General features: G+C 35.2%; 10 protein-coding genes. 3 read left to right on the forward strand and 7 right to left on the reverse strand.

Features of this window, described 5'->3' with window-relative positions:
- Nucleotides 1-104: 104 nt before the first annotated feature.
- Nucleotides 105-1802 carry a phospho-sugar mutase gene (locus C5Q98_RS06610; protein WP_106012847.1) on the forward strand — a complete coding sequence of 566 codons (1698 nt, stop codon included), beginning with the start codon at nucleotides 105-107 and terminating at the stop codon, nucleotides 1800-1802.
- Between the two features lie 89 nt (nucleotides 1803-1891).
- On the opposite strand, the gene C5Q98_RS06615 is transcribed toward C5Q98_RS06610, so the two are convergent.
- The 7 genes from C5Q98_RS06615 to C5Q98_RS06645 form a co-directional block, all read right to left on the reverse strand.
- Nucleotides 1892-2932 carry a sugar-transfer associated ATP-grasp domain-containing protein gene (locus C5Q98_RS06615; protein WP_106012848.1) on the reverse strand — a complete coding sequence of 347 codons (1041 nt, stop codon included), beginning with the start codon at nucleotides 2930-2932 and terminating at the stop codon, nucleotides 1892-1894.
- A gap of 56 nt (nucleotides 2933-2988) precedes the next feature.
- Nucleotides 2989-3243, reverse strand: coding sequence for a helix-turn-helix transcriptional regulator (locus tag C5Q98_RS06620; protein WP_242967365.1), 255 nt, complete (start codon nucleotides 3241-3243; stop codon nucleotides 2989-2991).
- 143 nt (nucleotides 3244-3386) lie between these two features.
- Nucleotides 3387-6500: an alpha-mannosidase gene (locus tag C5Q98_RS06625; RefSeq protein WP_106012849.1), complete on the reverse strand. Its 3114-nt coding sequence runs from the start codon at nucleotides 6498-6500 to the stop codon at nucleotides 3387-3389.
- 66 nt (nucleotides 6501-6566) lie between these two features.
- Nucleotides 6567-7577: a glycoside hydrolase family 130 protein gene (locus tag C5Q98_RS06630; RefSeq protein ID WP_106012850.1), complete on the reverse strand. Its 1011-nt coding sequence runs from the start codon at nucleotides 7575-7577 to the stop codon at nucleotides 6567-6569.
- 251 nt (nucleotides 7578-7828) lie between these two features.
- Nucleotides 7829-9499: an ABC transporter substrate-binding protein gene (locus tag C5Q98_RS06635; RefSeq protein WP_158695734.1), complete on the reverse strand. Its 1671-nt coding sequence runs from the start codon at nucleotides 9497-9499 to the stop codon at nucleotides 7829-7831.
- A 161-nt stretch (nucleotides 9500-9660) separates the two neighbouring features.
- On the reverse strand, nucleotides 9661-10590 hold the full coding sequence (locus tag C5Q98_RS06640) for a carbohydrate ABC transporter permease (RefSeq protein ID WP_106012852.1): 930 nt from the start codon (nucleotides 10588-10590) through the stop codon (nucleotides 9661-9663).
- A 15-nt stretch (nucleotides 10591-10605) separates the two neighbouring features.
- Entirely contained in the window at nucleotides 10606-11598 is a 993-nt protein-coding gene (locus tag C5Q98_RS06645; protein ID WP_106012853.1) for an ABC transporter permease, read from the reverse strand.
- Between the two features lie 515 nt (nucleotides 11599-12113).
- On the opposite strand from C5Q98_RS06645, the gene C5Q98_RS06650 reads away from it, so the two are divergent.
- A complete protein-coding gene (locus tag C5Q98_RS06650) occupies nucleotides 12114-13472 on the forward strand; it encodes a Mur ligase family protein (RefSeq protein ID WP_106012854.1) in 1359 nt (452 codons plus the stop codon).
- Nucleotides 13473-13474: 2 nt separating this feature from the next.
- Nucleotides 13475-14197, forward strand: a complete 723-nt coding sequence (locus C5Q98_RS06655; protein WP_106012855.1) for a hypothetical protein — start codon at nucleotides 13475-13477, stop codon at nucleotides 14195-14197.
- The last annotated feature ends 22 nt before the right edge of the window (nucleotides 14198-14219 follow it).

Below are 14219 nucleotides of genomic sequence, written 5' to 3' on the forward strand. Positions count from 1 at the left end.
CTGCAAATTTTAGCTAGGAAAAGTATATCTAAGCAAACTAAAAAGTTTTTAGAAAGTTTTTAGAAAAACTTAGGAGAGAAGAAAAAAGGAAAAGAGGTATTTTAATGGAAAGAAACGTTAAAGAATTATATCAAGTATGGTTAGACAAAGTTGAAGATGAAAGTCTTCTTGCTGAGTTGAAATCCATTTCAGGAAACGAAGAAAAAATCAATGACGCCTTCTACCGTGATCTAGCATTTGGTACAGGTGGTTTACGTGGAACTATAGGAGCTGGTACTAACAGAATGAACATTTATACTGTTGCAAAAGCTTCACAAGGTTTAGCAAATTACGTCAACAAGACAGCAAAATCAGAGCAAAAATCAATTGCTATTGGTTATGACTCACGTATTAAATCTGACCTATTCTCACAAGTAGCAGCTGCTGTTTATGCTGCTAATGGTATTCAAGTTCATCTTTATCCTGAACTAATGCCAACACCTGCAGTATCTTTTGCAATTAGAGAATTGCAAACTGATGCTGGTGTAATGGTCACTGCTTCACACAACCCTGCACAATATAACGGTTACAAAGTTTATGGAGCAGATGGTTGCCAAATCAAGACAGATGTAGCTGCTGCAATTTCTGAAGAAATCAACAAGCTAGATACTTTCAACGATATTGTAGAGTACGACTTCGACTCAGCTTTGGCTGCTGGTAAGATTAAATACATCGAGCCTGAAGTTTACACAGCTTATATTGAAGCTGTAAAAAACGAGTCTGAAATTGACGAGAATACAAAGATAAACAAAGATGTTAAAATCATCTACTCACCAATTCACGGTGCTGGTTTGAAACCTGTTTTACGTGCTCTAGAGGAAATGGGATACACAAACTTAAGCGTTGTTAAAGAGCAAGAATTGCCAGATGGTAACTTCCCAACAGCTCCATATCCAAACCCTGAATATCCTGAAGCTATGGCTCTTGGTATTGAGTATGCTAAACGTGAAGACGCTGATATGTTTATGGCAACTGACCCTGACGCAGACCGTCTAGGTATTGCAATTAAGAACCCTTCAGGAGAGTTCGAGTTAGTTTCTGGTAACTTAGTTGGTGTTTTACTGCTAGATTACATTATTCACCGTAAACAAACTACAAATACTATGCCAGAGCATCCAGTTTTTGTTAAGACTATAGTAACTACTTCACTCGCAGAAAAAGTTGCTGATTCTAACAATGTTGAGACAGTTAACGTCTTGACAGGATTTAAATATATCGGTGAGCAAATTGCTAAGTTAGAAGCTGTAGGTAGAGTTGATGACTATATCTTAGGTTTCGAAGAAAGCTATGGTTACTTAAGTGGTCCTTATGTACGTGATAAAGATGCTGTTAACGCTGCTATCTTAGTTGCTGAAATGTTCTCATACTACATGACAAATGGCGTAAACCTATTTGATAAACTCGAAGAAATCTACGATAAATATGGCTTCTACCTAGATACTTTAGAGTCATATCAATTCGAGGGTCAAGCAGGTTTCGAAAGAATGAATGCAATTATGCAAGGTTTGCGTGATCAAGAAATTTCTGAAATTGCAGGTATGAAAGTTACAGAAATCTTCGACTACAACAAAGGTGTTGATGATTTGCCAAAATCTGATGTATTGAAATTCATACTTGGTGAAAACGGTAGCTTCGTAGTCAGACCTTCCGGTACTGAGCCTAAGCTAAAAATCTACATCTCACTTAAAGCAGATCGTGAAGAAGCTGAATCTCTAGAAAAAGAACTTAGATCAGAAATCGAAAAAATTGCTGGCATAAAATAATAAATTTTCACTAGAGTGAACAGCAAAGCGGCGGAACAAATTTGCTCCACCGCTTTTTTCTTGCTTAAATATATAACTATGTTAACTAACTAAATATCTCGCTCACTTAACTCAAATCCTAGATACTTTTCAAGTTCTTTCTTTTTACCTTGACCATCTTGTAATTGAGTATAAGATTGGAAAAGGTCAAAACTAGCAGCACGGTTAGCTTCTATTAGGCACGGACCATTTTCGGTTATCGCAACATCCCAGCCAATAAAATTAAAATCTGTTAATTCCAAGGCTTTTTTGCAGATTTCCAAAGCTTCTTCAAAATATGGTACCTGGAAACCTATCAACTTAAACCCAGTAAATTGATTTTCACTGAATTCTTTAATATCAGGATAGATTCTAAAATAAGGATAGTTTACAACTCCTCTCTCGTCCAGTATACAGTTAGCACCTTTCAAAGAACAGTTATCCTTGTCACAGTCATCTGTTGCTATCCTTGAAGCCGCAAATGGTGTTGTAATGTTGCCTTGCTTATCGCGAATTGTCATAACTCTAATAGTATTAACTGAGTTCAATGATAATTTAGACATCTCTGGATGTTGCACAATATTTCCTTCTAAAACGAAGAGCTCTTTACTTATTAGATCTTCATAGCTTTTCTTAAGTGACTTACTTTGAAGTTCTTCCCTCTTTAATCTAAAAACTGAACTTCCACCATAGCCGAGTGGATTTTTGGCCCACATAATCTCATGAGTATCAACAAATTCACTAAATTCATCAAAGCTTGCAGAGCGCAAATCCAAACTTTTTACAGTCCTAAACGCATCAAACTTCTTATTAAACATACCTTTATCTTCTATAATGCTAAAATCTTTGGACTCTGTATCAAAATAATCTGCTATCTCTCTATAGTGCGGTAAATTACAGACAAATGACTTCCTATATTCACTGTCAGTATTGTGTTGAAAACCAAAAACAAAATACTCACCCCAGTTGAAACCTGCATTGTTACATCTTTTAATATCTGAGCACAAATCATAATAAGACCTTCCTGTTGACCTTTTAGCCTGTCTAATAAGTGGCAACAAACTTTTCCAGTCAACAGTGAAGACCTTCTTGATAACTTGAGCAAACCCCATTACATACCCCTCTCAAATTCATCAATTTTTTCTATTTTATATAATTGTAATACAAACTAATCTTCTTTATGTTTTTTATATTCGTAATCCCCTGAACCGTCTAAGTCAAAAATTTCATATATTGAGGCATTAACTGCTTCTGCAATTTTGTGAGCTAATTTCAAACTAGGAATTGTTTTACCATTTTCAATCTTGTTAATGCTAATTCTAGAAACGCCAACTTTCTTCCCTAATCTATGTTGGGATAGATTGTATGGCAATCTGTATTCTCTAATTCTATTTCGCATTTTCATATCTTTATCTTCACTCATATTAAAAAACCTCACTTTCTTTATACTCTAGGTTAAAGTTAGTTTACCATATTATCCAGCTCTTTTCTAGAACAAAAATAACAACGGAGTAGTAAAATTTACTACTCCGTTGAGTTTTAACTATTCAAATAGATTAGTTTTTATTATTTAATTCTCAAGCTGTAAATTTCGTAAGGCTTGATTGTGAAGTGGATACCATCTTCATCTACAACAGGTTGTGAAGCCTCATCTGCACTTAGAGTACGTTCTTGTAAGTTACATGCTTCAACTGAAGAGAATTCGCCATTCCATTTTAATGTTACGTGTGTGTATGAGTTTTCTGACTCGTACAATCTTACAACTTTACCTTCGCCATCTTCAGCAACTTTAACAGTCTCAATAACTACATTAGGTGAGTCTACTGAAACTAGAGAGAATTTACCTTTATCAGCTGTATTATCTTTAACAATAACTTCTTGGTTCAAGTTGTATGATTCTTCAACTGTTCTACCTACTCTAAAATCACCTTCGTGTGGCAATAGTGAGTAAGTGAAGTAATGTGTCTCACGGTCTGAAACTGGGTTTGGTTGAATACCTGACTTAATCAAGCTTAGTACTATTGTGGATTCCATGAAGGAGTGACCATATTTACAGTCATTCATCAAGGATACACCGTAGTTACCCTCTGATAAGTCTACCCATTTATGTGCACAAGTTTCGAATCTTGCTTGATCCCAGCTTGTGTTCTTGTGGATCTTACGTTTAATATTACCGAATTGAATATCAAATGTAGCTTCATCAGTATTTACATTTACTGGGAAGTGAACTTTGAGTAAGTGTTGGAATTCATTCCACTCAACTACGTTTACGAAGTCAATTCTACGACTATCAGCATAGAAGTGAATATCTTGGTTCAAAGTTGAATTGCTAAACTTACGTACTACACGCAATGTTGCTCTAATATCACCTACTTCTACCCATTCTGCACTCTCTACATCTGTTAGATCCCAGAACTTCTCTGTGTAGTAGTAATCGATATCCCAGTTATCGTAGTACATTGGTTTATCTTCATAGACACGTAATAAGTTTGCTCTCTTACCGTCTTGAACTACTTCACGTTTATTGTTCTTGTCATATATAGATGTAATATTGAAATCTTCATCAAACTTAACGTCATAGAAAGGAGTTTCAATGCTGTGTTTATCAGCTGATAATACTAAACGATTCTTGGACTCTACTTCTTGAGCTAGTTTTGTGAAGCTCTCGTAACCCTTGCTTGGTAAATTCTCTACATAAGCAATTGCACCATCATTTGTTTGTTGTACTGCGTATACAGAACCATCTGAGGCTTGGATTGCTTTTGCATCAATTTTGCCTAGGTTTACAACGTCATTTCTTGTATAACCGTGTGGGTTGAATAGAGTTACCTTATCACCTTCACCGAACAAGTAATCTAGACGTGCATCAATGAGCTTGCAAATTGTTTCTTTTGCTTCTCTATATTCTAGTCTTGTAACTTCATATACTTCGTTAATAGCTGTACCTGGCAAGATATCGTGGAATTGGTTACGTAGTACCATTGTCCAGATTTGATCAATATCTTCTTTTGGATAATCAACACCATCTAATGCTAATGAAGAAATTAACTCTAAAGCCATTAGTCCTAATTCTGTCTTACGGTTAGAACGTTTATTTCTAGCCATACTTGTGTAGGTACCACGGTGATACTCTAGGTATAGATCCCCTTGCCATACTGGTAGTTTAGGATTGTTACCAACTCTCTCTTCTAACTCATCGAAATATTGTTGTGCATATACTTGACGAGTCTTAGGAATACCTGTGATACCCTTGCTTAGACGTTTCTCTGTCTCTAGCATCCAACGGGTAGCACCACCACCACCATCACCATGACCGAAACAGACTAAGATATCGTTATTTAAATCTTTTTGTTGATATCTTTCCCAAGCTCCACAAATTGCATCTGGATGCAACATACCATTATATGTGGTGTTGAAGTCAGCTTTAACGTCTTGGCCAATAGCTGGAGTTGTAATCATGTGTGTTAGAACTTCAGTACCGTCAATACCTTTCCAGTGGAAAGTATCGAAAGGAATCTTGTTAACTTGGCTCCATGAAATCTTAGTTGTCATGAAGTAGTCAACATCACTCTTCTTTAATAGCTGTGGTAATTGTGCGTTATAACCGAATGTATCTGGTAGCCAGTAAACTCTGTTCTCACGATCAAAGTTCTCACGGTTGAATTTTTTACCATATAGCATTTGACGAGTTAAACTCTCACCGGATGAGATATTTGTATCCATCTCAACCCAGTTAGCACCTTCAGGCTCCCAACGTCCTTCTTTTACTCTCTCTTTAATACGTTCGAACATTTCTGGATAACGTTCTTTAACGTATGAGTAAACTTGAGGTGTACTGTGTAAGAATTTATAGTCTGGATACTCTTCCATCAACTTAAGTACTGTAGCGAAACTACGTACTACTTTTTCCTTAGTTTGTGAAACGGTCCACCACCAAGCAACGTCAATGTGAGTGTGTCCAATACAGCTTGCGATAACTTCGTCTTCACCTGCTAGATCTGTGTATAGATCCTTAGCTAAGAACTCTCTTGTTTCTCTTACTGAATCATAGAATTCTTCACTATAAGGAACACGTAAATCTAATAAGTTAACTGCATCGTTCAAAACTTTTGTAAGTTTTATCTTACTTAGGCTCTCATCCTCTAAACGCTTGAATGCTTGTAGAGGAATTTGCAAGTCATAGTATAGATCCTTGATTTCTGGATCAATTTCTAGAAGTGCAGTTGAGAAGTTAAATTCGTGGTACAAAGTACCTGAATAAGCTTGTACATCTAGTTTGTAAACATCACCAGCTTTTGCATTCTCGGATAATAGAACATCCAAGTGGTTAACGTCCATACCTTGAGTAACTTCGCCATTTACGAATAGTAAGAATTGCGGATTACGCATATCCTCACCACCCTCAAACTGGCTTGATACTTTAATCCATAATGGTTTACCATCAAACTCTTCTGGTACTACTACTTCATTCTTGAACCAGTAGTGATTATCTGGGCCATACCAGTGCATGGTGGAGTTATCAAACTCTGCATATGGAGTAGGATCCTGATCAGCTTCTTCTGGATAGAAAAACTGTCCTTTTTTGAATTGCCATTTCTTAGGTGTTGGCAATGCTTGTTTGACTGTTAATCTTTTTAACTGATCACAAATAGTTTGTACACGTTCTGGAAGATAATTCATCTTTCATCCCTTTCTTTTTGTGTCTGATTTTCTTTGCTTTTTGTTTTCTCTTAAAAACTACCGTCACTATTCTTCAAAGTGACTGTTTTTTGTATATTGAACTAATTCATCTACAGTAGTAAATGCTAAAGCTGTAACTGTATCTGCTGCACCATAGTACATTGCAATACGTCCTGTTTCACTATCTGCTAATACTGCACATGGGAAAGTAACATTAGGAACGTCACCTGCCATTTCATATAGTTCATGTGGTGCTAATACGTAATCTTTTGAACGATATAGAACTTTCCATGGCTCATCAATATCCAAGATAGCTGAACCGACACGATATACGTAACCATTAGCTGTGTTAATAACACCATGATAGATTACTAGCCATCCTTCATCTGTTTCAATAGGTACTGGTCCTGGACCAATCTTTAGACTTTGCCATGCAGATGTATCACCTTTTACTGCACCCATAACATATCTATGACGGCCCCAGTATGTTAGATCTTCACTTTGGCTTACAAAGATATCACCAAAAGGTGTATGTCCAGTATCTGATGGACGACTTAACATCATATATCTACCGTTAATCTTACGTGGGAATAGTACACCATTTCTGTTGTACGGTAAGTAAGCATTCTCCATTTGGTGGAAAGTCTTGAAGTCTTTTGTCCATGCCACACCAATTGTAGGACCATGGTAACCATTACACCAGTTTACATAGTACTTATCTTCAATCTTAATAACACGTGGGTCATATCTGTATTCACGATTCATTACATTTTCTGCATCTTCAATGCTCTCATCTGGTACCAAATTGATTGGAGTATCATCAATTTCCCAGTTCAAACCATCTTTACTGAAACCTGCGAAAATATCCATACTTACTGAACGGCTATCGCAACGGAATACACCTGCAAATCCATCTTCAAATGGAACTACCGCACTATTAAAAACACTATTTGAAACAGCGTTACCGTCTCTGCCTATAACAGGGTTTCCTGAAAACTTCCAGAATGGTAGTGGACCATCTTTCTTTCTATCTTCCCAAGGCATATTTGGAATTGCTGGACCTATAATTTTTGTCATATCAAACTCCTTCTATAAAAAGTCTTTTACTTAATTTTGTTTACGAGATTAGTATAACTTTAAATAAATTGTTTTTCACTACCAATGTCACTAATTCAAAAAAGATGACGGATACATGTATAAACATTTTTCCGTCATCTACATAATACCTTAATTCGAAATTAATCCAATAAGGATTTATTAAATTTTACTTGGAGCTGTTGCTCTCAAGCGGAAGCATTAACAATTTATCTACTAGTTTTAACTAATAATTATTTTCCTAGGAAAGCATCGATTTGGCTTTGAGCTTCATCAATAACTTTTTGGATACCAGCTGATTCTTGTTCAGCGTGCATTTGGTCTAGAACACCTTGTAATCCATCAACACCTGCTGCACCTGTCAACAATGTTGCTTGATATTTCTTAATGATGTTATCCAATGCTGCGATTTCTGCTTCAACATTCTTAGGATTGAATACGAAACCTAATAGTTCTGAAGCTTCAGCGTCTTGGTTCATCTTGTGAATATCTACACGGTATTGATCAGCATTTGCTTTTTCTAGAATTGGATCACCAATCTTCAAGTCTGGGTATTGTTCTGCATTTTCTTCGTTAACTACATCAGCAGCAATGTACATATTCATGAATTGAGCTTGTGAGTATGCAGGTACACCATATTTGCTTGCACCTTGTTCTGTCTTAACAATGACATTCTCTTTGTCTGTCTTGTTCCAGTGTGTTCCTTCGATACCATATGCGTATAGGTTACGTAGGTATTGGTCAACGTTAATTCTTTCGATGAATTTAATTGCATCTTCAGCATTTTGTGCTGCTCTTGAAACTACCAAGTATGAACCTTGGATTGTTCCTGATGTAAACATTGGTTCTAGACGTCTATTAACTTCTACACCTGCAGGTCTCTTTTGGCCCCAGATACTTGCTGCTTCGTCCCAACCTTGTGCTGAGAAGATTGCGTCTGAATCTGGATCTTTTTCATCACGTGTATTTGCGTCTGGGTTAATGTAACCTTTGTTGTACCAATCTGCTAACAATTGGAATTTGTGAACGATATCTTCTGCTGCGTAAATGTTTTCAGCTTTTGTTGTACCGAATTTAACACCTACACCTGCTGCCATTGATTCATATTCAAATAGCATTGAGTTGATACCATTTTTATCGAAGTATAGTGGATATTTGTTCAAGTGTGCTGGCATTTCAACATCGCTTGCTGCGATCTTGTCTAAAATCTTAGAACCTAGATCATCCATTGAAACAACGTCGCTAATGTCTAAATCATAAGCGTCTACTAGCTTCTTATCGAATACCCAGTATTGTGCTGCAGCTGAGTCTTTGTATGCAGGAACACCAAAGATTTCGCCGTCTGATCTAGTAACACCTTTCCATAGGTCTTCTGAAATTAAAGCTTTTAGGTTAGGTGCTTTGTCAATAACTGTCTTAATGTCTAAGAACAAGTCTTGGTTAGCAAATTGTTGTACACCTGTGATTGATGAACCGAATGCGATATCGTAAGCTTCACCACCGTTGATAATTGTATTCAAGTTTGAACCATACTCGTCCCAACCGTGGAATACTAATTCGACTTCAACGTTCATGTGCTCTTTTGTGTATTTGTTAATCTCGTCATTAACTAATTTTAGGTCTTCTGGTGTACCACCGATTGTGTGGTAAATTAATTTTGTACCATTACCCATGTAATCTGGTAAGTTAGCTGAGAAAACGCTCTTTTCCAAATCAATTTCTACTGGATCATTTGCAGGATCATTTTCTTTTGTTTCTCCTTCTGAAGATCCACCTTCACTTGATTCTGTTGCTGGTTTTTCTGTAGTTTTCTTTGTATCACCACTATTGGTATTACATGCTACTAAAGAAGTTACCAACACTAGTGCTAATGCTGCACTTAATGCTTTTTTGAATTTCTTCATAACAACCTCCATTTGAAATTCTATCCCTCTACGAGTTGCTTCCAAACCCCGTTTCAGAATTATAATGCTTGCGCATTACTAACTTTCTTATTTTTTCTCTGCCTTTTAGGCTATTGAAAACTAATTTATTATCGTGCAATTATATGCACATTGCTTATGCTCTATCCTTTAACAGCTCCTATTGTCAAACCGCTAACGAAATAACGTTGGAAGAATGGATAAACTAATGCAATAGGAACAACGATAACAACAACTAACGCCATTCTAATACCATCACGAGGTATCTCTATATTAAGCAACGTTGCTTGCTTCTGTCCCTCTTCAGAAAGCATAAAGTTAATACTTCCTTGAATATCCATTAAGAGCGCTTGTAAAGGTTTAAGCTCTGGTTTCTTAATATATAGTTTAGCTTCCATCCAACCGTTCCAGTATCCAAAGGCCATGAAAATAGCGATTGTTGCAAGAACTGGTAATGACAGCGGCAATACTATAGTAAAGAATGTTCTAAGTTCATTAGATCCGTCAATTTCGGCTTGCTCTAATATTGATTGTGATAATTGTCCTTTAAAGTAAGTACGCATAATGATGATATTAGCTGTACCAACCATTCCTGGCAAAATCAAAGCAAATATAGAATCTTTGAATCCTAAGACACCTGTATTAATCATATATGATGGGATCAAACCACCACCAAATAGCATTGGGATCAAAATAAATATGTGAGCTGCTTTTGTTAAGTAATATGATCTTTGTGATAATACATAACCATATGCCGCTTGGATAAGAACACCTATGCTAGTTCCGACAAGTGTGATTATTACTGATACTAATAGAGATCTAGGGATTCTACTATCCGCACCAAAAATTACGTTATATGCATCTAGTGTTAATTCTGATGGGAAGAATTGATATCCATTTGCCTTAACACTAGCTTCCGAAGCGAAAGAAATCGATACAACTAATAATACTGGCAATAAACATAACATTGCCCATGCAAACACTATTAGTGATAAAAGTATATTTGTTGGCATTGAGATCTGGTTATACATCTCAATACCGGTTCTTGTTCCTTTTTTCTTTTTAATAGCCATACTAAACTCCCCTCTCTAGAATAGTGAAGACTCTGGGTCTACTTTACGCACCAAGAGGTTCGTCGATACGATTAATACTAATCCTATCAATGATTGCAAGAATCCAACTGCTGAACCTTGAGCGATATTACCATTACCTGTAGCTGCGTTGAATACGTAAACATCAACTGTCATATATTGGTTATATAGTGGCAATGATTGACGTGGTAATTGATAGTACATATCTAGACCTGTTCTAGCGATACCACCAACAGCAAGGATTAATAAGATCGCTACTGTAACTCTCAAGTGAGGAATAGTAATGTATTTGGTTTGTTGCCATTTTGATGCACCATCAATCATAGCAGCTTCATACATTTCTCCATCTATACTTGTAATAGCGGATAAATAAATAACTGTACTATAACCAAGACCTTTCCATTGGTTCATGAATATTAGGATAAATCTCCAATATTGAGATTGACTATACCAGTTAATCGGATCACCACCAGCGCTAGTAATTAAGTTATTAATATAACCTCTATCTGGTGATAAGAATGAATATAGTAGGTTATTAACAACAACCCAAGATAAGAAGTGTGGCAAGAAAATCATTGTTTGACTTGTCTTCATGAATTTTTTGCTTCTTAAGTTGGACAAAATAATAGCCATCACAACTGGTAAAACAGCACCTAGAGCAATACCGATAATGTTGTAGAAGAATGTGTTATAGATCATTATCTTTGCGTCAGGTGTACGGAATAGCAATTCAAAGTTCTTTAGTCCTGCCCAACTAGATTGGAATAAACTAATAAAGAAGTTTTGTCCTGCTACCGGACGGTAATTTTTGAAAGCCAAGATAATACCTATCATTGGCAAGTAGCTAAATAGAATAAACCAGACAACTACTGGAATAGCCAGTATTGTCAACTGGGTATCTCTACCTCTCCAGCTTTTTTTCTTTTTATGCTTATGCACTTCAGCTGGTTTCTTTATTGACCCTTTTTCAGCTTGTTTTGTTTCAGCCATAAAAAAGTCCTCCCCTTCTAATCCCGTTTTAGCCAACCTCTTAATACTACAGCGTGATTTGTAGTATTAATGCGTAACATCAATCATAGCTAATGTTAATCGTTACCCGCTAAAACTTATAACTAACTTAACTATTTGTATAAAATAATTAACATAAAACAATTAGTATTAAACAATTAATACCTTTAACATTGTACATTTTAGCAATATTGCACGCTAAAGGTCAAGTAAACTTTTAGCATTTATGCACATTATTCAAAAATTTAACCAAAATTTCTTTCGCTAAGCAAAACTAGCTTTTTTTATGTGCTAATTACTAAGAAATTTCAGTTTTTTTTGTCAACTTTACTAACATAGATTATTTTAGTCTAAATAGCAAGTAAATTTTATTTTTTCAAAGCTTTTTTAGTTGTTTTTCCAGCTTATATATTTTCAATATACACAATTGTTTAAAAGACATTTTATTTCTTATCTACTATAATTACTTATACTCAATAATCCAAAGGAGAAATTCAATGAGTTTAAAAACTAACTTTGCGTCATTTTTTGCAAAACTGACTCGTAGGACATTAAGATTGCTTGGTAGAGAGGGAACTTTTTACTCTGGCGAAGCAGCCCTTTTAATAGATAAAAATTATATAGACAATGTCAATAAGCCAAATAATATTATTTGTATAACAGGTACAAATGGTAAAACCACTACAAATAATATGATTAGTGACTTGCTAGATATACTAGGGAAAACTTATATTTCTAATCGCTTAGGCTCCAATACTATCTCTGGAATAGCTTCAATGTTAAGTCAATCTCCTTTCTCCGAGAAGAAAACAGCAGAATTTGCAATTGTTGAACAAGATGAACTATGGATGAGACACTATAATAATCAGTTGAAACCGAACAGCCTAACTGTAACAAATTTATTTCAAGATTCTTTTGATAGAAATTCTAATGTAGATTATGTTTTCAGAAGGATTAATGAAGCTATCAATGATGACATGAAGCTTATCCTCAATGCCTCTGATTCTATCAGTGCTTATTTAGGTAGTGATAGAAATAAGAGAGCTTACTTTACTATTAGACCTCTAAATGGTGAAAAAGAGTGCATAGATTCTAAAATTCAAGATATGATTTATTGCCCTAATTGCGACGATTTACTCACCTGGAAATTCAAACGCTATCATCATATCGGAGAATATCTCTGTGAAAATTGCGGTTTCAAAAATCCACCAGCTCAGTATATTGTTACTGATATAGATAAAGATAATAATTTATTATATATCCTAGACCATGATCTTGCATACAGCTTACCGCTAGTTAGTTCAAGTATAGAAAATAGCTATAACCAAATTGCTGCATATGCAACACTTAGAGAGTACGGCTTCTCTGCTGAAGAATTGATTGGTGCATTTGAAAATATAGAAGTCGTTTCCAGCCGTCTAAATACAATACAAATTGGGCCAAAAAAAGTTATAACAATGGTCTCCAAAGGTATCAATCCTGTCGCTACAAGTCGATCTTTCTTCAACATTAGCAATGCAATTGGTAAAAAGACAGTTATATATTTACCAGATTATGGTCAAGATGACCTACCAAATGCAAACCAGAGCTGGATGTATAACACTGATATGAAATACGCACAAGACATAGATCTAGTTATCTTCTACGGTAAATTTGGTTATCCTTTAAAAACAACAGCTCTATTGGATGGAGTAGATAGAAGTAAATTGATAATAGTAGATGACCTCGAGCAAATAAAAGACTATATTGATCCTAATTCTGAAGAGACCATATATATACTTAAAGATATTGACGATTACGCTCAATCATTAACTGATAAAACTAAATTGTATATTAAAGAGATAGTGGAGGCATAATTATGGTAGTTGAAGTTCTGTATCCAGAATTTATAACATTTGGAGAAATTGAAACGGTCCATTACTTTGATCTTATAGCTAAAGACCATGAGCATATTGAAATAGTAAAAACCTTTTACCATGATGAGCCATATTTTGCTAATAATAAGGTTGACTTAATTTTCTTTGGACCAATGACTGAAAAAAACATGGAGCGTGTTTATAATAAACTTTTGCCATACAAAAACTTATTAAAAGACCTCATTGATAATGGTATAAAATTACTAGCTATTAATAATTCACTAGATTTACTAGGTAGCGAACTAGAAGTTTTGGATGGTGATGCTGCTAATTGCCTAGGATTATTTCCATATAAAACAGTAAGAAACTTTAACAAACGCACTTCAGAACAAGTACTAATAGAATTCCAAGGAGAATTGGCTTATGGAAGCAAATTAGGCTTTAGTAACTATTACGGCAACGATAATAACTTTCTTTACAAATCTTTACATCCAGAAATTGCATTTAACCTAGAGAGTCCTTTAGGAGGTTATAAATATAAAAACTCCTATCTTATTGAGCTTTCAGGTAATATTCTCATTACAAATCCTTGCTTCTTGAATCTGCTAAAGAATTTATTAGAGATAGATTCTAAACTTCCTTTTGAATCTGACCTAGACTTTGTTTATGAAGAAAATATGAGATTACTAAAAAAAGTAAGAGGATTTAATTTATACTTCGAATAGTTATAGATCTTCTAATTTATAA

This window comes from Fastidiosipila sanguinis, from assembly GCF_002998295.1.
In the GTDB taxonomy this organism is placed as follows: Bacteria; Bacillota; Clostridia; order Saccharofermentanales; family Fastidiosipilaceae; genus Fastidiosipila; species Fastidiosipila sanguinis.